16 protein-coding genes are annotated in these 20533 nt (G+C 66.2%); 7 read left to right on the top strand and 9 right to left on the bottom strand.

All coding sequences use genetic code 11. From position 1 onward, the window contains the following. Nucleotide 1: 1 nt before the first annotated feature. The 3 genes from BMY06_RS11500 to BMY06_RS40465 form a co-directional block, all read right to left on the bottom strand. Nucleotides 2-1780: a GMC family oxidoreductase gene (locus BMY06_RS11500; RefSeq protein ID WP_065063967.1), complete on the bottom strand. Its 1779-nt coding sequence runs from the start codon at nucleotides 1778-1780 to the stop codon at nucleotides 2-4. A gap of 6 nt (nucleotides 1781-1786) precedes the next feature. Then, the gene (locus BMY06_RS11495; RefSeq protein ID WP_173816788.1) at nucleotides 1787-2518 is read right to left on the bottom strand and encodes a gluconate 2-dehydrogenase subunit 3 family protein; all 732 of its coding nucleotides are present in this window, start codon (nucleotides 2516-2518) and stop codon (nucleotides 1787-1789) included. Nucleotides 2519-2740: 222 nt separating this feature from the next. After that, complete coding sequence (locus BMY06_RS40465; protein ID WP_065063971.1) at nucleotides 2741-4276, bottom strand: methyl-accepting chemotaxis protein; 1536 nt, start codon at nucleotides 4274-4276, stop codon at nucleotides 2741-2743. Nucleotides 4277-4659: 383 nt separating this feature from the next. Here BMY06_RS40465 and BMY06_RS11480 point away from each other — a divergent pair, with 383 nt between their 5' ends. From BMY06_RS11480 to BMY06_RS11460, 6 genes are all read left to right on the top strand, one after another. After that, nucleotides 4660-5253, top strand: a complete 594-nt coding sequence (locus BMY06_RS11480; RefSeq protein ID WP_124263156.1) for an ester cyclase — start codon at nucleotides 4660-4662, stop codon at nucleotides 5251-5253. A gap of 34 nt (nucleotides 5254-5287) precedes the next feature. Beyond that, nucleotides 5288-5569: a hypothetical protein gene (locus BMY06_RS38585; RefSeq protein WP_124263148.1), complete on the top strand. Its 282-nt coding sequence runs from the start codon at nucleotides 5288-5290 to the stop codon at nucleotides 5567-5569. Between the two features lie 193 nt (nucleotides 5570-5762). Next, nucleotides 5763-6299 carry a Csu type fimbrial protein gene (locus tag BMY06_RS11475; protein ID WP_080180255.1) on the top strand — a complete coding sequence of 179 codons (537 nt, stop codon included), beginning with the start codon at nucleotides 5763-5765 and terminating at the stop codon, nucleotides 6297-6299. Further along, a complete protein-coding gene (locus BMY06_RS11470) occupies nucleotides 6296-7087 on the top strand; it encodes a fimbrial biogenesis chaperone (RefSeq protein WP_080180256.1) in 792 nt (263 codons plus the stop codon). The genes BMY06_RS11475 and BMY06_RS11470 overlap by 4 nt, the downstream gene beginning before the upstream one ends. A 130-nt stretch (nucleotides 7088-7217) precedes the next feature. Beyond that, nucleotides 7218-9587 carry a fimbria/pilus outer membrane usher protein gene (locus BMY06_RS11465; protein ID WP_080180257.1) on the top strand — a complete coding sequence of 790 codons (2370 nt, stop codon included), beginning with the start codon at nucleotides 7218-7220 and terminating at the stop codon, nucleotides 9585-9587. Continuing rightward, entirely contained in the window at nucleotides 9584-10543 is a 960-nt protein-coding gene (locus BMY06_RS11460; RefSeq protein WP_231957719.1) for a Csu type fimbrial protein, read from the top strand. The genes BMY06_RS11465 and BMY06_RS11460 overlap by 4 nt, the downstream gene beginning before the upstream one ends. A 57-nt stretch (nucleotides 10544-10600) precedes the next feature. On the opposite strand, the gene BMY06_RS11455 is transcribed toward BMY06_RS11460, so the two are convergent. Both BMY06_RS11455 and BMY06_RS11450 read right to left on the bottom strand, forming a co-directional pair. Then, a complete protein-coding gene (locus BMY06_RS11455; protein WP_074983186.1) occupies nucleotides 10601-10906 on the bottom strand; it encodes a hypothetical protein in 306 nt (101 codons plus the stop codon). A 197-nt stretch (nucleotides 10907-11103) separates the two neighbouring features. After that, nucleotides 11104-11514: a DUF6632 domain-containing protein gene (locus tag BMY06_RS11450; RefSeq protein ID WP_065063981.1), complete on the bottom strand. Its 411-nt coding sequence runs from the start codon at nucleotides 11512-11514 to the stop codon at nucleotides 11104-11106. Between the two features lie 597 nt (nucleotides 11515-12111). Between BMY06_RS11450 and BMY06_RS11445 the strand changes: the two genes are divergently transcribed. After that, entirely contained in the window at nucleotides 12112-14121 is a 2010-nt protein-coding gene (locus tag BMY06_RS11445; protein ID WP_390971529.1) for a TonB-dependent receptor, read from the top strand. A 40-nt stretch (nucleotides 14122-14161) separates the two neighbouring features. Here BMY06_RS11445 and BMY06_RS11440 read toward each other — a convergent pair whose 3' ends face one another. The 4 genes from BMY06_RS11440 to BMY06_RS11425 form a co-directional block, all read right to left on the bottom strand. Beyond that, nucleotides 14162-15523, bottom strand: coding sequence for a sensor histidine kinase (locus tag BMY06_RS11440; RefSeq protein ID WP_074983185.1), 1362 nt, complete (start codon nucleotides 15521-15523; stop codon nucleotides 14162-14164). After that, the gene (locus tag BMY06_RS11435) at nucleotides 15520-16182 is read right to left on the bottom strand and encodes a response regulator (RefSeq protein WP_065063985.1); all 663 of its coding nucleotides are present in this window, start codon (nucleotides 16180-16182) and stop codon (nucleotides 15520-15522) included. The genes BMY06_RS11440 and BMY06_RS11435 overlap by 4 nt, the downstream gene beginning before the upstream one ends. Nucleotides 16183-16288: 106 nt before the next feature. Further along, the gene (locus BMY06_RS11430) at nucleotides 16289-19390 is read right to left on the bottom strand and encodes an efflux RND transporter permease subunit (protein ID WP_074983183.1); all 3102 of its coding nucleotides are present in this window, start codon (nucleotides 19388-19390) and stop codon (nucleotides 16289-16291) included. Beyond that, a complete protein-coding gene (locus BMY06_RS11425) occupies nucleotides 19387-20529 on the bottom strand; it encodes an efflux RND transporter periplasmic adaptor subunit (RefSeq protein WP_080180259.1) in 1143 nt (380 codons plus the stop codon). The genes BMY06_RS11430 and BMY06_RS11425 overlap by 4 nt, the downstream gene beginning before the upstream one ends. Nucleotides 20530-20533 lie beyond the last annotated feature (4 nt).

Here is a 20533-nt window from a genome sequence, read left to right as displayed (position 1 = left end):
CTCAAACCTGGACCATCGGGCCGGGGTTCTTCAAATAACGTTCGCGGATATTCGCCGCGGCCCAGTACGCCAGACCGCCGACAAGGCCGGTCGGGTTGTAGCCGATGCCGTGCGCAAACACGCTCGCGCCCAGCACGAACACGTTCGAGACGTCCCAGCTTTGCAGGTACTTGTTGACCACCGAGGTCTTCGGATCGGCGCCCATCGACGTGCCGCCGTTCACGTGCGTGCTCTGGTACGCGCGCGTGTCCCAGTGCGCGCCCGGCTTCAGAATGCGGCCCGAGATGCTCTTCGGGTTCATCTGGCGGCCGATCTCCATCATCTTGCCGGCCACGTATTCCGAGGCGCGCAGATCGTTGTCCTGCCAGTCGAGCGTGATGCGCAGCAGCGGCTCGCCGTAGGCGTCCTTGTAGGTCGGATCGAGGTCGGCGAAGCAGCCGCGATACGCCATGTTGCTGATCTGCGATTCGATGCGGCCCGTGTGCAGGAAGTTGTCCGCGACGGCCTGCTTCCACTCGCCGCCCCACTTGGGCGTGCCCTTGGGCAGCGGAATGCCGCGCACCGGACCGTTACCCGTCTGACGACCCCAGATGATGCCGCCGCCGATGAAGCCGAGCTTGCTGTGATCGAAGTTGTCCGCGTTGAACTCTTCGATCGCCTGACCGCCGCCGCCCGCGCCCATGAACTGGTTGATGTAGACGTCCTTGTCCCAGAACATGTTGACGCTGTTGAGCACCTGGTAGCAGAAGTTGCGGCCCACGGTGCCTTCGCCGGTATCGACGTTGTACGGCGTGCCGATCTTCGACGACAGCATCAGACGGATGTTGTGCAGCTGGAATGCGCCTAGCACGACCATGTTGGCGGGCTGGAAGACTTCGTTGCCCTGAGCGTCGATATAGGTGACGCCGATGGCCTGCTTGCCGTCCTTGTCGAGTTCGACGCGCAGCACGTGCGAATTCACGCGCAGTTCGAAATTGGGCTTGCGCAGCAGCGCCGGAATGATGGCGGTTTGCGGCGAGGCCTTCGAGTAGTTCAGGCAGCCGTAGTCGCTGCAGAAGCCGCAGAAGTTGCACGGGCCGAGCTGGCAGCCGTACTCGTTCGTGTAGGCGCCCGAGGCGTTGCCCGCGGGCAGCGCGAACGGCTTGTAGCCGAGTTCGCGCGCGGCCTTCGCGAACAGACGTCCGGTCGGGTGATCGGGCAGCGGCGGCAGCGGGAATTCACGCGAGCGATACGCTTCGAACGGATTGCCGCCTTCCTGCGGTTTGCCCTTGATGTTGCCCGCGCGGCCCGAGGTGCCGCACACATATTCCCAGCGGTCGAAATGCGGTTCGAGTTCGTCGTAGGTCACGCCCCAGTCCTGCAGCTGCATGCCTTCGGGGATGAACTTCTCGCCGTAGCGTTCCTTCACGCGGCTGTAGAGACGCAGTTCTTCCGGCGTCACGCGCGACTGTACGCCCGACCAGTGCGTGCCCGCGCCGCCGACGCCTTCGCCCGGTTTGAACGAGCCGATCTGACGATAGGGCAGCGCCGTGTCGTTCTTCGTGTGACGCGTGGTGACGGTCGTCTTCGAGAGATTCTGCAGCAGCGCATTGCGCGCGGAATACTTGATCTCGTCGACGATCTGCGGATACGCGAAATTCGGAATCGTGTCGCGGCCGTCGCCGCGTTCGAGCGCGACCACATCGAGGCCCGCGCTGCACAACTCCATCGCCATGATCGAGCCGGTCCAGCCGAAGCCGACGATCACGGCATCCACGGCCTTCTTTTTCACTGTTGCCATATGTTTTTAACCTCGCTTTCCGTACTGGCTGACCGGGCCATACGGATAGGGTTTCGATTCGCTGACCCACTCGACGTAATCCGCGCGCGCGCCCGGATAGCCGATCATCTTCCACGCGCCCATGTCCTTGTTGCCGCCGTACATCGGGTCGCCGAAGAAGCCTTCCATGGTGTTCTTGAGCAGGAAGCCGCTGAAGAAGGACTTAACGTTGAAGTCGTCCTGGATCTTGCCGCCTTCGACATCCTTCAGGAATGCGATCTGTTTTTCCTTGTCGAGCTGCGCGAAGGTCTTGCCGCCGAAATGCGCCTTGCAATAAGCATCGATCGCGCGAATGCCGAGGCGATACTGTTCCTTCGGCGTGAGCTTCGACTGATAGCCGAACTCGGGCGCGCCCTTCTGGAAGGGGCCTTGCATATACCAGCGCGAAGCGTCGCCGTAACCGGTTTGCAGTTGACGGTCGATGTATTGCGGCACGCCCAGTTCGACGGCGCCGGGGCCGATGTGATCCTTCGGGATCAGGCAGTCGCACGCGGCGTTCACGAAAGCCCATTCGTCGGGCGTGAAATAGCCGGGCTGATAGTTTTCCTGGGCGGGGGTGTCGGGCGGCGGCGCGGAGCGCTTGATGTCGTCCGCGGTGGGACGCAGCACGGCGGAGGCCGTGCCGACGGCGGCGACGGGTACGATCGCAATCGATCCTTTGAGGAACGAGCGGCGGCCCGCCTTGTCAGGCGATGTCATGATAGGGGGACTCCAGCGAGTGGCGTGGGGTGCGTGCAGTCGGCGGCGTGGCGGTGCAGCGCTGCGCAGGCCGCGATGACGCGCGTGTGTTGCTAGTGGGTGCTGCCTGGATGTTGCCTGGATGTTGCCTGGTTAAAACGAAGCTGATACGTGGCGTTCAATACAGCCGATCCGGCGTGGCGCGTTTCCCGGACTGCCGGAAACGCGCCACGCCAGTCCGCATCAAGCGACGCGGAAAACCTGCACGGTGCTGCTGAGCTTGCTCGACTGCGTGTCGAGCGCCTGCGCGGCGGCCGTCACCTGTTCGACGAGCGCGGCGTTCTGCTGCGTGACTTCGTCCATCTGCGTGACGGCGGTGTCGACCTGCTCGATGCCGCTTTGCTGCTGCTCCGACGCCGAAGCGATCTCGTTCATGATCGCGGTGACGCGCTCGACCGCCGTATGCAGTTCGGACATCGTCGCGCCCGCCGACGACACGAGATTCGTGCCGTGCGAAACGGTCTCGACCGAGTTGGCGATCAGATCCTTGATCTCCTTCGCCGCCGCTGCCGAACGTTGCGCGAGCGAGCGCACTTCGCTCGCGACCACGGCGAAGCCGCGGCCCTGCTCGCCGGCGCGCGCCGCTTCCACAGCCGCGTTGAGCGCGAGAATATTGGTCTGGAACGCGATGCCTTCGATCATCGCCGTGATGTCGGAGATCTTGCGCGAGCTGCCTTCGATCTCGTCCATCGTGTTCACGACTTGCTGCACGACTTCGGTGCCGCGCGCCGCGACGCTGGCGGCGGTCTGCGCGAGGTCGCTGCCGGTGCGCGCGTTGTCGGTGTTCTGCTTCACCGCCGAGGTCAGCTCGTTCATGCTGGCGGCCGTTTCCTGCAGCGACGCGGCCTGTTCCTCCGTGCGCGCGGACAGATCGATCATGCCCGCCGCGATCTGGCGCGTGGCTACCGACACGGACTCGCTGCCCGAGCGCACCGCGCCCGTCACGCCGCCGAGTTCCTTGCGGGTCTTTTCGATGCTTTCCAGCAGCGTGCCCATTTCGTCGTTGCGGTTGGCGCGCACGGTCTGGCTCAGATTGCCGCCCGAAATCTGCTGGAGGCTGTCGAGCGCATAGTTCAGCGGCGTCATGATCGCGCGGCTCAGCATGATCCAGCCGAGACCGGCGGCCACGAGACCGAGCACCACCATCACGGCGCTGATCGTCGAGAACATGTAGAAGTTCGATTCAGCCTGCTCGTAGCGCGTCTTCGCGTTCTCGTAGAGATGCTTCTTGACCTCGTTGTTCGCGGCGCTCATCGCACTGTAGAGGTCGGAGAGCTGCGTCATCGCGATGTTGTCGGCCGTTGTCTTGTCGCCCGATTGCAGCGCCTTCGTGAAGGCCGACACCGCGTCGCGCATATTGGTGCGGCGCTCGGTGGTCTTCTCGATCAGCGGCAGTTCGTCCGGCTCGTGCGGCATCTGCTGGAACTTGCTCCACCACTCGTCGGAGTTCTTGAAGAAGCCCGCTGCGCGCTGCAGCTGGTCGGGGACCGTGGGCGCTTCCGGATGCAGCGCCACGCGGTCGAGCACGAGACGCGTGCGCGCGATGTAGATTTCCGCGTTGTCGATCGCCGTGGATTCGGCGAGCTTGTTGCGATAGGTATCGCGGTTCGCGCTGTTCGCCTTTTCCGTGCTGATGAAGCCCAGTACGCCGGAAACGGTGAGCAGGGCGGCGAGAAGTGCGAAGGTGAGCGCAATCCGCGCTCTGATCGTAAGTGTCATGCGTCTGTACCGATTTGACCAGGGAGGACGTGGCGCGGCGAACAGCATCTACGGCGGCTGATCTGACGCGGGCGTCTCCTCCTTATCGACATTCGTCTGACCATATTTAGGGCAAAGCTAAAATATTTTTAAGGAACTACTGAAATTCCTTTGAAATCAGGCTGTAAGAAAGGCGCTCGAAAGCGCCGAGGCACGCCAGGCAAGGCTTCCCGAGGACGCAAACGTTGTCGAACGGTCGTGCGGAACTTGCCGAGTCTTTCGCTATCTTTCTGAAGTTTTTGAAAATCCTTCCATCGACGGACTCATTATCAAAGGCCGCGGCGGTGCGCAGAATGACGTCACTGCAACGCGAGACGCACCTCGCCCACGACCTGGAGCCCATCATGAAGACGCCTATCCGCTCGTTTGCCCGCTTGTCTACCGCTGCCGTCGCAGCCGTTTTCGCCGCTTCGCTCGGCGTCGCCGCGCCCGCGAGTGCTGCGAGTGCTGCGAGTGCCGCGAGTGCCGCGGGCGGCGAACTTGCGCAGCCGCGCGAGCTGATCGTCGACGGCAGCCTGCCCCCGCAGCAGCGCGACCAGCAGATTCATGCCGCGCGTCTCTACGACACGTTCTGGAGCACGGGCGACGAAGCTCAGGCGCGCGCCGCGCTCGCGCCGGATTTCACGGATCGCACGTTGCCCGCGGGACGTCCGCAAGGCGTGGCGGGTCCGCTCGCGGCGTCGAAGGTGTTTCATACAGCAGTGCCCGACGTGCACGCCGACATCGAGCAGATGGTCGTGGCCGGGGACCGCGTGGTGACGCATCTGCATTTCACGGGGCACTTCACCGGCACGTTCAACGGCGTGCAGGGCAAGGGACAACCGGTGGATTTCATCGCGACGGACATCTATCGCATTCGCGACGGCAAGATCACCGATAACTGGCATATCGAAGACAATCTCACCTTTCTGCAACAAGTGGGTGCAGTGGCAAAGTGATGGCGCGCAAAGCGACAGGGTAAAGCGATGCTGAATGAGTGCTGAAACGGCGCAAATGTCAATACTCACTGCGGCACGAAAACCGGGTTTATCTAATACGCGATGCGATTTAAATAGCATCGCGTTTTTTATGATCGAATGCGCTGGTTTGGTCTTTAAAGAAATCCGCCGAGTAAGCGTTTTAAGCGCGCAATATGCGTTCCCGACAATATCCGTAATAGCCCTTGCTGCAAGGAACATCATGAAAGCGCCGTGGCGTCGTGCGCGCCTCGATAACGCATCGGTTGCGCATAATGTCGCGCGTAAGTTCTACTGATATCGATTAAACACGCATTAAGTGAGGCAGGTCTTACTGAGCTTATCTGCATCGCATGTGCAAACTGTAACAAAATGTAATTCCGTTAAAGGTAAAGTGACGTTCTTCGTATAAATTCCTTATCGAATCCGTTTTTCTTCCCCGTTTTCCGATGTGATTCGCTCACGCGGATTGGCATGCAGGAGCAAGGTCGATGAAACGCAAAAATCTCCGTTCCGCCGCGCTCGGCTTGGCGCTTGCAGGCTTGCCCGTGGTGCCTTTCGTGCCGCTGGCCGACGCCGCCGTGTATTCCAACGGCACCGCCACGGCCACCTTCAACGTCACGCTCACGCTGCAGGCGAACTGCGCGATCGCCGCCAATCCGCTGGCCTTCGGCACGAACGGCGTGCTGTCCACGGCCATCAACCAGCAGACCACGCTGAGCGTCACCTGCACGAACACGACGCCCTATAACGTCGGCCTCGACGGCGGCAACGTCACCGGGTCCACGGTCGCGAGCCGCTTGATGGCGGGCACGGCCACCGGCAACACCACGACCACCGTCGGCTTTCAGCTCTATCAGGATGCGGGCCGCACGACGATCTGGGGCAACACGCAGGGCACCAACACGGTGGCCGGCACGGGCACCGGCTCGGCGCAAACGCTCACGGTGTACGGCCAGGTGCCGGCGCAAACCACGCCGAAACCGGACACCTACCAGACCACGGTCACCGCGACGGTCTACTTTTGAGCGCGCGCCGGGCGGGTTGTGCCGCGTTCGCGGCGGCGTGGCTGTGGGCGTTCGCAGGCGGCGCATTCGCGGCCACATTGCAGATCTCGCCGGTGACGATCGAGTTCTCCGCGAGCGAGAACGCCACCGGACTCACGCTGCGAAATCCCGGCGATACGCCGCTTTACGGCCAGGTGCGCGTGTTCCACTGGACCCAGGCGGACGGCGACGACGTGCTCACGCCCACCGCCGACGTCATCGCCAGTCCGCCGCTCATCGAGATCGCGCCGCATGGCGATCAACTCGTGCGGCTCGTGCGCGTGAATCCGGCAGGCGCCGCGAATGTGGCGAACGCGGCGAGCGGCGCGAGCGCGCCCGCAACGGCGGAGAACGCGAACGCCGAACTGAGCTACCGCCTGCTGATCGACGAATTGCCCGCGCCGGGCACGGCGAACGCGGACGGCGTGACGATCCGCCTGCGCTATTCGGTGCCGGTGTTCGTCGAGCCGCGCGGCGGCATGGCGCCGCCTGCGTTGACGTGGCGGCTCGTGCACGGCGCGCACGGTTATGCGCTGCGCGCCGACAACGCAGGCCAGCGGCGCGCGCAGATTTCGGCGGTGCAGCTTTTCGACGACTCGGGCCATAGCTGGGACGTCACGCACGGGCTGCTCGGCTACGCGCTCGGGCATCAGGGCCGGCAGTGGAACGTGCCGGTGCCGCCCGACGCGAAGATCGGCCGCATGAAGGTGCGCGCCACGGTCAACACGCAGCCGGTGGAAGGCGCGGTGGCGATCGAGCAGGGTGGATGAGCGCGTTTCGCGCGATCAGGGCAGGGAACGGCTGCGCGCCGCTCGGGAGGCGCGCGCGGGCCGCAGTGAAGGAGGAGGCCGTATGTCGCCGCAAGGCGCGGGCCGGAAGACATGAAACGAACGACGCAGAATGAAACGAATTCGAGGCGCGTCCCGTCATGGCCGGGCGAGGCGCATGGCGGTCGTGGCGGCCGCCGTGGCGTTCGCATTCCTCAGCGCCGCTGCGCATGCGCAGGGGCAGTTGATCAATGCGGGCGCGCAGGACACGCGTGACCTCTATCTCGAAGTCGATGTGAACGGCCAGCGCACGACCCAGATCGTTCATTTCCGGCAACTGGGCGGGCATCTGTTCGCGAGCGGCCAGGACCTCGACGCCGTGGGCGTGGACACGGCGCAACTGCGCATCGCGCCCGATGCGAGCGTCGATCTCGACTCGCTGCCGGGCCTGCGTTATCGCTACGATCCCACGCGCCAGAGCCTCGATCTGCAGATTCCCAACGCCATCCGCAAGCCCTTCCAGTTCGACACGCGCGATGTCGCGGCCACGCCGAACGCCACGTCCGCGCGCGGCCTCGTGTTCAACTACGACGCGTTCGCGCAGACCGGCTCGGCGAACGAATTCGCGCTCTGGAGCGAGGAGCGCTACTTCGATCCGCACGGCGTGTTCAGCAACACGGGCGTGGCGTACTTCTATCGCGACCGCGACGAGTACGTGCGCTACGACACCTCGTGGAGCATGTCGAATCCCGCGAATTTGAGCACCACGCAGTTCGGCGACACGATCACGTCCTCGCTTGCGTGGACGCGCGCGATCCGCATCGCCGGCTTCCAGTGGCGCAGCAACTTCGCGCTGCGCCCCGACCTCGTGACGTTTCCCGTGCCCGCGCTGCCGGGCAGCGCCGTGGTGCCGACCTCGGTCGATCTGTACATCAACAGCGTGCGGCAGTATTCGGGCACGGTGCCGAGCGGGCCGTTCATCATCAACGATGTGCCGGGCATCACGGGCGCGGGCCAGGCCACGGTCATCACGCACGATGCGCTCGGCCGCACGATTTCGGCCTCGGTGCCGCTCTACGTGGATACGCGGCTGATGGCGACGGGCCTCTCGAGCTATTCGTTCGAAGCGGGCTTTTTGCGCCGCAATTACGGGCTCGATTCGTTCGATTACGATTCGCGGCCCGCCGTGAGCGCGTCGTGGCGTCATGGCGTGAACGATCACCTCACGCTCGAAGCGCACGGCGAAACCACGCCGGGTCTCTTCAACGCGGGCGGCGGCGCGTTGTTCGGACTCGGCACGGCGGGCGTGCTCAACGGGTCGGTGTCGGGCAGCGTGGGCAAGCTCTCGGGCACGCAGTTGAGCATCGGCTATCAGTTCGTGTCGCCACGTTTTTCGATCGACGCGCAATCGATTCGCGCGTTCGGCAATTACGGCGATCTCGCCGCGCGCGACGGCACGCCCATTCCGACCACGACCGACCGCGTGACGCTCGCGATTCCCTTCCTGCGCAACCAGACGTTTTCGGTGAGCTATATCGGCTACAAGATTCCCTCGGCGCCGGTTTCGCAGATCGGCTCGGTGTCGTGGACCTTCAACTTCGGCAATCTGGTGTCGCTGAACCTGAGCGCGTACCAGGACTTTCGTCAGCGCGATTCGCGCGGCGTGCTGCTCTCGGCGAGCATCGGACTCGGCCACAACACGTCGATCAACGCGACCGTCGGCCGCCAGGACGGCGCGTCCACGTGGAACGTCAACGCGCTGCAGCCGCCCGATTACAGCGGCGGCTGGGGCTGGGGCGTACAGAACGGCGGCACGGGCTCGACGCAGTTCCGCCAGGGCCAGCTGCAATATCTCGGCCGCTACGGCGAAGCGACGGCCGCCGTGCAGCAGGTGGGCAACCAGACGATCGGCTCGCTCGACCTGACCGGCTCGCTCGTGCTGATGGACGGCACGGTCGAACCCGCGCGCCGTATCGACGACGGTTTCGCGCTCGTGTCGACCGATGGCGTCGCGGGCATTCCCGTGCTGCACGAGAATCGCGTGATCGGCTTGACGGACGGCGGCGGCCATCTGCTGATTCCCGATCTCAACGCGTATCAGCACAACGAGCTCGCCATCGACACGATGAATCTGCCGGCCGACGCGCGCATCGCCGACACGTCGAAGGACATCGTGCCGCAAGCGCAATCGGGCGTGCTCGCGCATTTCACGGTGACGCGTTATCGCGCGGCGTCGATCATCGTTCACGACGCCGACGGCAAGCCCTTGCCCGCGGGCGCGCGCGTGCATCACGTGGAAAGCGGCCACGACACCATCGTGGGTTACGACGGCATCACCTTCGTCGACGGACTGTCATCGGACAACCATCTGCAGATTCAAAGCGGTGACAGGCATTGCGAAGTTGCGTTTGCGTGGCAGGCCGGCAAGGGCGAGACGCTGCAAACCATCGGGCCGCTGGTGTGTCCGCTGTCGGGCGCCGGTGGCGCGGGAACGCCGCCATGAGACGCCTGTTGATGATGCTCGCGCTGTGCCTGACGCTTGGCTTCGCGGCGCGCGGCGCACACGCCGAGGCGTGCACGGCGACGGCCACGCCGGTGTCGTTCGGCAACGTGAGCCCGATCGCGGGCACGACGTTCACCACCACGAGCACGATCAGCGTGACCTGCACGTGGTCCGCCATCACGCTCACGCCCGATGTGCTCGTGTGCCTCAACCTCGGCGGAACGAGTCCGCGCGCGCTCACGAACGGCACGAATTCGATGAACTACGACCTCTATCGCGATGCCGGTCACACGCAGATCTGGGGATCGATTTATTCGAACGGCACGCCGATCTCGCTCACGATGAGCAAGCCGAGCGGGACCTCGTTGAGTACGACCGTCACCGTCTATGGACAGATCGCGTCGGCGCAACCGACGGTGCCGACCGTGAACAATGCGAGCACGGTCTATACGCAGAGCTTCGGCGGCAATACGACGTCGATCAATTACGGCTTCTACACACTGATCGCACCGACCTGCGCCACGCTGACCGCGACGCAAGGCACGTTTGCGTTTTCGTCGACGGCCACGGTCATCAACAACTGCAACATCAGCGCGACGAATGTGGCGTTCGGTTCAGCGGGCGTGCTGAGTTCGGCGTTGCGCGCGAACGGCTCGATCACGGCGCAATGCACGAACGGCGATGCGTTCAAGATCGCGCTCAACAGCGGCTCGAGCGGCAATGTCGCGGCGCGCACGATGGCGCGCTCCGGAGGCGGCGGATCGGTGAGTTATCAGCTCTATCTGGATTCGGGCTATAGCAGCGCGTGGGGCGACGGCACGGGGAGCACCGCGACGGCGGCCGGAACGGGAAGCGGGACGCAGCAGGTGTTCACGGTGTACGGGCGCGTGCCGTCACAGACCACGCCCGCGCCGGGAAGCTATAGCGACACGATTACGGCGACGATCTATTTTTGAGCGGATGGGGCCGGATAAGACGCGGATCGCGACACGCGCGGCGGCGTCTGCGGACCGTTAAAACGTCACCGTCCAGAATGCCCGCGACGACCGCTGCGAATCGAACTGCACCGCCGACGCCAGCTGCATGGCCGGCGCTTCGGATTGCGAGACCAGATACGGCTCGCCGTGCAGACAACTGACCGCGGGCGCAGTCGCGCTCACACCCTCGCTCGCGCTGATCAGACAACTCTGCTGCACGACGAGGCTTACAACCATGGAGGAGGCCGGCACGGGTTCGGCGCCGCCGGTTGGGGCGAGCAGCGCGAAGCCGAGCGCCAGGCCGAAGGCCAGCGCGGACCGGAGGTAGGGAAGGCGGGACATGTTCGGAAGCAATCGGGTAAATCGGACGAGCCGGGCGAATCGGACGATGCGCGCCCCGGCGTCTCGATACGCGGCGGCGCGAGATGTCGCGCGCCGCCGCGCGGTGCTGGTACGGCATCTATCTGTTTGTCGGCATGGCGGCCCGAAAGTTGAGCACTGCGGCAATTCGCTGCGCTGCCCGCGCGCGGCGGGGCGCTTCAGACCGGCTCCCCGGCCACGGCGCGCGCGCGGGACGGCGCGGCGCGCGGCGTCAGCCAGGCCAGAACGGCGGCGATCGCGAACAGCGCGGGAACATCGCCGAGCAGATGGCCGCGATGTTCCGGCGCCATCAGCGACTGCACGGCCATGATCGCGCCATGCACGACGCTCGACCAGATCGTGAACCAGATCAGGCTCAAATTCGCCAGCGGATCGCGCGCGGCGCGCACGAGAAAAACGCCGAGCGTCGCGTAAATGCCGACGATCATCGCCTGATAGTCGGAGTGCCCGGTGTGCCAGGCCCAGCCGGCGGGCCAGACGATCATCAGCGGGTAGAGCGCGAATATTGCGATCGCACCCGTGACGAGCAGCACGCCGCGCAGATAGCGCAGGCGGTTGCGTGGATCCATGGCGGTCTCCTCGGGGCATGACGGCGGCCCGATGGCGCCACTATGCCTCTCCGTACACGCGCTTGCAAGCTTGCGGTGCAGCGGTAAATCCCATGATCGTCGCGCATCGTGTCGGTATTTGTTCGCATTTGTTCTTCAATGCTGCGTTGGCAGGAAGGCAGGGAGCGCGTCTGTCTTTCGCCTGGCTGTCGAAATAATTCTTCACAATCGGCAATGTTATAACGTAACATTCGCATCGGCTTTCACAGCACTTTCGATTTTCTTCGCTGCGCGGCGGTCGCCGACCACGGGGTTTCGCGACCGCGTTGCGCCTCACGGGCGCTTCATCGCGCGTCTTATTTCAACGATCCGACAACGACGCAAACAAGAATCATCGTGGCCACCTTCATCCAGTCCGACGCGTCCTCGAAGCCGCGTTCCGCGCGCCTGCGCGCCCAGCCTCGCGGCGCTTTCGCTTGCCCTTCGCGCGTGGAATCGCTTGCGGAGCGTCTTTCGCAGATCGCGCGTCTGCGCCGCTTCACGCCTTTCGCCCCGTTCGCGCAGCTTTCGCACCTCACCCGCCTCACGCCGCTTTCACTGGCGCTCGTGAGCGCGCTGGTGCATGCGCAGACGTCGAACGCCAACAGCGACGCCTCGACGACAACCGGCAGCACGCTCGCGCCGGTGTTCGTCACCGCCAATCCGCTTGGCGACAGCGACCTGATCTCGCCCGCTACCTCGGTCGGCGGCGACGATCTCACGCTGCGCGCGGCCAATTCGCTCGGCGAAACGCTCAACGGACTACCTGGTGTCTCGACGACCACCTACGGACCGATGGTCGGTCGCCCGATCATCCGCGGCATGGACGGCGACCGCATCCGTCTGCTGCAAAACGGCGTGGCCGCCTACGACGCTTCGTCGCTCTCGTACGATCACGCCGTGCCGCAGGATCCGTTGTCGATCGAGCGCGTGGAAATCGTGCGCGGCCCGGCGGCGCTGCTGTACGGCGGCAACGCGATCGGCGGCGTGGTCAACACCATCGACAACCGCATTCCGCGCGAGCCGATCCAGGGCGTGACGGGCGCCATCGACGCGAGCTACGGCGGCGCCAACGACGCGCGCGCGGGCGCGGCGCAGGTCGAGGCGGGCAACGGGCAGTTCGCCTTCCACGTCGACGCCTTCGATCGCGACACCAGCAATCAGCGCATTCCCGGTTACGCGCATTCCGCCGCGCAGCGGGCGGCCGACGGCGGCGCCGACGAGCCCTACGGCAGCATCCCGAACAGCGACGGCCGCTGGCACGGCGGCGCGGTCGGCACCTCCTACACGTGGGCCGACGGCTACGCGGGCATTTCGTACAACGGCTTCCAGAGCGACTACGGCTCGGTCGCCGAAGACGACGTGCGTCTGCGCATGCATCAGGATCACGTCGCCGTGGCGTCGGAAATCCGCAATCTGAGCGGGCCGTTCAGCCAGCTCAAGTTCGATTTCGGCTACACCGATTACGAGCATCGCGAAATCGACAACGGCGAAGTGGGCACGACGTTCCGCAATCACGGCTATGAGGCGCGGCTTGAGGCGCGGCACAAGAAGATCGGGCCGCTCGAAGGCGCGATCGGCGTGCAGGTGAGTCAGAACACGTTCTCGGCGCTCGGCGACGAAGCGCTCGTGCCGACCACGCAAACCACCAACATCGCGCTGTTCGGTCTCGAAGAATGGCAGGTGACGCAGCGCCTGAAGCTCAGCGCGGGCGCGCGTCTCGAACACGTGAAGCTCGATCCCACGCCCAACGGCAACGAGCGCTTCGCCAACGCGCAGGGCCGCGACTTCAACGCGGGCAGCGTCTCGGCGGGCGCGCTCTATCAGCTCGCACCGGCATGGTCGCTGGCGGGCAACGTCGCGTACACGGAGCGCGCGCCGACGTTCTACGAGCTTTACGCGAACGGGCCGCACGACGCGACCGGCCAGTATCTGATCGGCAATCCGGATGCGCAGAAAGAGAAGGCGGTCTCGACGGATCTGTCGCTGCGCTTCGAACGCGGTCCGAACAAGGCGAGCGCGGGCGTGTTCTACAGTCGCTTCCGCAACTATCTGACCGAGTACAACACGGGCCGCCTCGTCGACGATGACGACGAAGTCGTGCCCGCCGGCACCGACGACGCGCTCAACGAAGCCGTCTATCGCGGCGTGCGCGCGGAGTTCTACGGCGTGGAGCTGGACGGCAAGTGGCGCGTGTTCGCGAAGGGCGCGCATCGCGTGGACGTGGCGTTTACGGCGGACTACACGCACGCGCGCAATGTCGATACGGGCGCAGCGCTGCCGCGCATCGCGCCGCTGCGGGCGACGCTGGCGGCCGATTACGGCTACGGTCCGTTCGGCGCGCGCGCGGAACTCGTGCATGCGTGGGCACAGCATCGCGTTCCCGAGGACGATCTGCCGACCGGCGGTTACACGACGCTCGGTCTGATCCTCACGTACAAGTTCCGCGTCGGTCCGACGAACTGGCTCGCCTATGTGCGCGGCGACAATCTGACGAACCAGGACGTGCGCTACGCGAGTTCGGTCGTGCGCGATATCGCGCCGGAAGGCGGGCGCAGCGTGATGGTGGGATTGCGCTCGACGTTCTGACGCGCTGGGCCTGGCCGCGCGCGCGACGTCGAACGCAACGTCAGGCGCGCACGGCGGCCAGGCTTTCCTGCGCGCGCAAGCCGTCGACGGCGGCGGTCAGGCCCTGGCCGCCGGAGTTGTTGCGCAGCACGAGCGTGAGATCGTGACGCTGCGCGATGCGCATCGCGATCGACAGCCCGAGGCCGCTGCCGGTGCCGGGCACGTGATTGCCGCGATAGAAGCGGTCGAGCACGCGGCCCAGGTGTTCTTCGGGAATGCCCGGCCCGTTGTCGACGACCTCGAAACCCAGGCGCTCGCCCGTGCGCGTGAGCACGAGGTCGATGCGCCCGCCGGGCGGCGTGTAGCGGATCGCGTTGTCGATCAGATTGTTCAGCAGCGTGGCGAGACCGTGCGGATCGGCGGCCACGTTGCAGGCGTCGTCCTCGGTCACGGGCGGGCGCACTTCCAGCCCGAGATCGATGTGCTTGTCCTCGGCGAGCAGCGAGAAGTCGCCGATCGCCTGCTCGCTCAGGCGGCGCAGACTCACGGCCGCCACCGGCAGTTCCGGCTGCGCGTCCTCGCGCGCGAGCGTCAGCAATTGCTGCACGAGGCGGATCAGGCGGTTCAGGCGCGTGGCGATGCGCTCGGTCGTTTGCGGCTCGCCCGTGAGCGTGCCGTCGCGCAGCGCGGCCTGGAGTTGCAGCTTGAGCGCCGCGAGCGGCGAGCGCAATTCGTGCGCGGCGTCGGCGATGAAAGTGCGCTGCGCCTGCGACGCCGTATTCAGACGCGCGAGCAGGTCGTTGAGCGCTTCCACGAGCGGGCGCAATTCGATCGGCACCGAGCCGTCGAGCTTGAGCGGTCCGAGCATGGTCGACGAACGCGCGGCGAGCAGCGCGGACAGCGCGCCGACCGGCGCGAGGCCGCGCGCCACCACCAGCAGCACGAGCACGATGGCGACCGGCACCAGCAGCGCAAGCGGCCAGAGCGTATGCAGCGCCAGTTGCAGCGCGAGCTGTTCGCGCACGGAGATCGGCTGCGCGACCTGCACGAAGCGGTCGGCCTGCTGCACGCCGAAGGTGCGCCAATGCGTTTCGGCGCGCTCGATCACGTGAAAACCCACGGGATTGCGCGGCAGCGGCGGGTCTTGCGTCGAGTGATAAATGGGCGCGCCGTCGCGGTCCCAGATGTCGATGAGAATGCGATCGTCGGCGATGCCCTGCATGTCGGGCTGTTGATCCTGCGCCGCGCCGTGGCCTGTGCGCAGGTTCAGCGGCAGCGACAGCGCCACCGCGCGCAATTCATAGTCGAACAGTTCGCTCGCCTCGTTGCGCGCCGTGTGGAAGATCGCGAGTCCCGCGATCGCCGAGGCCGCGGCGAATCCGCAGATCAGCCAGCCCAGCAGCCGCCGCCGGATCGAATTCATTCAGCCCTCTTGAGGCGATAACCGACGCCGCGCACCGTGACGATCTGCTCCGCGCCGATCTTGCGGCGCAAGCTGTGCACATGCACTTCGATGGTGTTGCTGCCCACTTCCTCGCCCCAGCCGTAGATGCGTTCTTCGAGTTCGGCCTTGGTGAACACGCGCGCGGGTTCTTCGATCAGCACGTGCAGCAGCGCGAATTCGCGCGGCACGAGCGCGACCGGCGCGCCCGCCTGGGTGACTTCGTGCGCGGCGGGGTCGAGCGCGAGGTCGCCGTGGGTGTAGACGGGCTGCTTGCGTCCGGTGCGCCGGCGCAGCAGCGCGCGCACGCGGGCGGCGAGTTCGTCGAGATCGAAGGGCTTGACGAGGTAGTCGTCGGCGCCCGCGTCGAGCCCGGCTACGCGGTCGGTCACGCTGTCGCGCGCGGTGAGGATCAGCACAGGCGCTTCGCCGCCGCGCTTGCGGTAGGCGGCGAGCACGGTCACGCCGTCTTTCTTCGGCAAGCCGAGGTCGAGCAGCACGAGGTCGTAGACGTCGTTGGCGAGCGACAGCTCGGCCTCGCGGCCGTCCTTGGCCCAGTCGACCGCATGGCCTTCGCGGCGCAGCGTGTCGAACACGGGTTCGCCGATCATTTCGTCGTCTTCGATCAGTAGCAGACGCATCGTGGGGCTCCAGTTCGCTTGAATGCGCAGTGAGTGGTGCGGCGTGGCGTGCAGCGCGATGAGCGATTGTCCCTCATTCGGTGCGCTTTCGTCGCGCTTTCGCCGCTCATTCGTGTTCCGGCTTCGTGACGGCGCGGGTGGGGCCGTCCGGCTTGCCGTCGGACTTGCCGCCGCCGAGCAGCAGGCGCAGCAGCGCGGGCAGCACCAGCAGCACCAGCGGCATCTGCACGATCAGCCCGGAAATGATCGCGACGGCCAGCGGTTGCTGCATCGCGGAACCCTGTCCGAGCGCGAAGGCGAGCGGCAGCAGCGCGAGAATCGCGGCGATCGTCGTCATCGCGATCGGGCGCAGGCGATTGCGTCCGGCGGCCTGCAACGCCTCGTCGAGCGGCAGGCCGTCGTCGCGCACGAGGCCCTGGAATTCGGAGACATAGAAGATCGCCACTTCGGTCACGATGCCGATGATCATAGTCATGCCCATCATCGCCGAGATATTGAGCTCGATGCCCGTGATCCAGAGGCCGACGAACACCGCGCCGGTCGCGAGCAGCGGCATGGCCATCACGGCCAGCGCCACGCGAAAGCGTTCGTAGAGGAACAGCAGCAGCCCGAACACCAGCGCGACCGCCGCGCCGAACACGGCCATCAGCCCCTTGAACGCGATCTGCTGCTGCTGATACAGGCCGCCGAGTTCGTAATAGACGCCTTGCGGCAGCAGCGCGGGATCGGCCAGCGCGAGCTGCACGTCGGCGATGGTCGAGCCGAGATCGCGGCCGTCGATGCGCGCCGTCACGGCCACCATGCGCTTGAGATTGTCGCGGCTGATTTCGGGCTGGCCGCTCACGTGCACGGGCGCGGCGACGCGCGAGAGCGCGAACATATGGCCGTCGGGCGCACGCAGCGGCAGGCGCGCGAGTTCGGTGTCGGTCATCTGCAGCGCGCCTTGCGCACGCACGCGCACGCCGATGCTCTTCGGCCCGCTCTGGTACTGCGTGGCCACGTTGCCGTCGAGCAGATCGGCGACCTGCTGCGCGATCGCCTGCGGGTCCATGCCCTGCGCGGCGGCCGCGTCGGGGCGAATGCGCAGGTCGATGGCGTCGCCGGCGGGATTGATGCCGTCGTTCACGTCGACGATGCCGTTGATCTTGCCGATGCGCGCGGCCACTTTCTGCGCCGTGGCGTCGAGCACGGTCTGGTCGTCGGAATAGATCTTGATCTGCACGGGCTGCGGCACGGCCGTGAGGTCGCCGATCAGGTCTTCCATGAGCTGCGCGAGTTCGACGCTTACGCCCGGCACCTGGGTGTCGACCTTCGAGCGGATTTCCTCCATCACCGTGTCGATCGGCTCGCGATTGCCCGACTTCAGGCGCACGAAGAAGTCGCCCTTGTTCGGCTCGTTGAGGTCGCCGCCGAGGCCTGCGCCGGTGCGACGCGAATAGGTCGCCACGTTCGGATTCGCGCGGATGATCGCCTCGATCTGTTGCATCAGGCGGTCGGTTTCCGTGATCGAGGTGCCGGGGCGCGTGTGGTAGTCGAGCACGAAACCGCCTTCGTCCATCGACGGCATGAAACCGCTGCCGACGCGCGTGAAGGCGAGCGCCGACAGAGCCGCGAGCGGCACGATCAGCGCGAGCACCCAGACCGGACGCAGGCTCACGCGTGCGACGAGGCGCGCATAGCCGCGGTTGAGCCACGCGGCGAAACGCGTCTCGCGATGTTCTTCGGCGTCTTTCGCGGTGAGCCAGCGGTCGCACAGAATCGGAATCGCGAGCCACGTGACGAGGAAGGAGATGAAGAGGGCGCTGGCCATCGTCACCGAAAGCGCCTTGAAAAAGGCCCCCGTCACGCCCGAGAGAAACGCGAGCGGCACGAAGATGATGAGCGTGGCCGCCGACGAACCCGCGAGCGGGCGCGTGAATTCGAGCGCCGCGCTCATCACGCGGCCATGAAACGCGTGCGCGCCCGCTTCGCGCATGCGCCGCGCGATGTGCTCGATCATCACGATGGCGTCGTCGATCACGAGACCGACGGCCGCCGCCATGCCGCCGAGCGTCATGATGTTGAAGCCCATGCCGAACACGTCGAGCAGCAGGATGGTCGCGGCCATCACGATCGGCACGAGCGCGACGGCGATCAGCGTGATCTTCACGTTGCGCAGGAACACGAACAGCGTGAGCGCGGCGAGCACCACGCCGATCATGATTGCATCGCGCACGCTGGTGGCCGAGGCGACCACGAGTTCGCTCTGGTCGTACCAGTTCGCGAGCTTCACGCCGGGCGGCATCTGCGTGTCGAACGCGGCGAGCCGGTCGCGGATCGCCTGCGCCATCGCCACGCTGTTCGCGCCGGGCTGCTGGTACACGTTGACCAGTACGGCATCCTGACCGTCGGCGGTCACGCGGATCCACTGCGGCACGGTGCCTTGCGTGACCGTGGCGATGTCGCCGAGGCGGATCTGATTGCCGGCGTTCGTCGACACCACGACGTTCTTCAGCGCGTCGAGTCCGCCGAGCGCCGCATTGGCGACGACGAGATAGAGCTTGTCGTGATCCTCGATGCGGCCCGTGGCCATCAGCACATTGCCCGCGCCCACGGCGCGCGAGACGTCGGCGACCGAGAGCTTGTACGCCGCGAGGCGCTGCGGATCGACGGCCACTTCGAGCTCGTCGCGCGCGCCGCCCGTCACGTCCACGCGCGCGACGCCCGCCACCGACGACAGCAGCGGCCGCAACTGGAACTGCGCGAGATCGTAGAGTTGCGCGAGCGACTGCTTGTGCGAGGTGAGGCTGTACGCGAGCACCGGAAACACGGTCGGATCCATGCGGCGCACCTGCATGGAAGTACCGGGCGGCAGCGTCGCGAGGATCTCGGCGATGGCCGACTGCGCCTGCAGCGTGGCCTGCGCCATGTCGGTGCCCCAGTCGAAATTCAGCGAGATTTCGGCCGCGCCGCGACTCGTGCGCGATTCGACGTCGCGCACGTTCGGCACGCGGCGCAGCGCTTCTTCGACGGGCATCGTCACGAGCGTCGCCATCTGCTCGGCGGGACGGTCGCCCGCATCGAGCGAAATCACGGCGCGCGGAAACGACACGTTCGGGAACAGCGAGATCGGCAAACGCAGCGCGGTCAGCGCACCGGCGACGGCGGCGAGCGCGATCACGAACAGCAGCGAGCGGCGATGCCGCTGCATCCATTGGCTGAACGTCATTGCGCGTCGCCTTGCTTCGTCTGGGCGAGGCGCACGGCCATGCCGTCTTCGAGTTCGTCGTTGCCGCTGACGACGAGCGGACGCGCGGCGTCGAGCGCGCCGTCCACGCCGTAGGCGTTGCCGTGCTCGACCTTGACCGTGACGTTGACGCGCTGCGCCTTGTTGCCGGGCGCGATCTGATAGACGTAGTGGCCGCGATCGTCCTGCAGCACGGCCGCGCGCGGCACGTTCCACCAGATGCCGGTTTGCGTGTCGATATCGGCGCGCACGCGCGTGCCGGGCAGGAAGGCGGTGCCCGCGAGCGGCACGTTGGCGCCGACGTTGACGAGCTGGCTCTGCGCATCGATGGCCGCGCCGACCAGCACGATGCGTCCTTGCGCTTGCAGACCGTCGAGCGCGGGCGCGAGCGGACGCAGCACGACGCGGTCGCCCGCATGCAGCGTGAGCGCTTCGGCGGGTTCGACGCCGAGCGAGACGTTCGTCGCGTGGGCGTTGGCCGGGTTGTCGGCGACGAGTTGCGCGAGCGCGGCGCCCGCCTGCACCTGGTCGCCAGGCGCGGCCGTGAGTTGCGCGATCACGCCGGCGACCGGCGCCGTCACCGTATTCTCGCCCGCGGCAATGCCGGTGGCGTGCTGCGCGGCGAGCGCCTGCTGCGCGTCGTCGAGCGCCTTTTGCGCGGCGGCCAGTTGCGATTGCGTGGCGAGGCCGTCGCGATAGAGCGACTGCGTGCGCGCGAGTTCGCCGCGCGCGAGCGTGGCCGAGCTTTGCGCCTGCGTCCAGGCGATCACGGCGTTCGGATCGGCCTGCACGACGAACAGCGGCGCACCGCGCGCGACGGTCTGGCCCGGCTGCACGAGCACGCGCGTCACGCGCGCGAGATACGGCAGGCTGACCGTGGTGGCGTTCGCGGCGGCCGCGGCGACGGTGCCGTAGGCGACGAGCGTCTGCGAGACCGCGCCGCGCGTCACGCGCACGGTCTGCACGGCGGCGGAGGGCGCGGGCGTGTCGGCGGCGGCGGGGGTGTTATCGGCGTGGGCGGCGGTGAGCAGCGTCGCGCCGATGGCGAACGCGGCCACGGCGCAACACGCGCAGGCGGTGGCACGCAGCGGCGTGCGGGAGAAAAATCGACGGTCGGCCATGAGG

Origin of the sequence: Paraburkholderia tropica (assembly GCF_900109265.1) — a bacterium.
Lineage (GTDB): Bacteria > Pseudomonadota > Gammaproteobacteria > Burkholderiales > Burkholderiaceae > Paraburkholderia > Paraburkholderia tropica.
The sequence above is the reverse complement of the archived record's forward strand: the minus strand, read 5'-3'. Positions and strand labels throughout refer to the sequence as shown.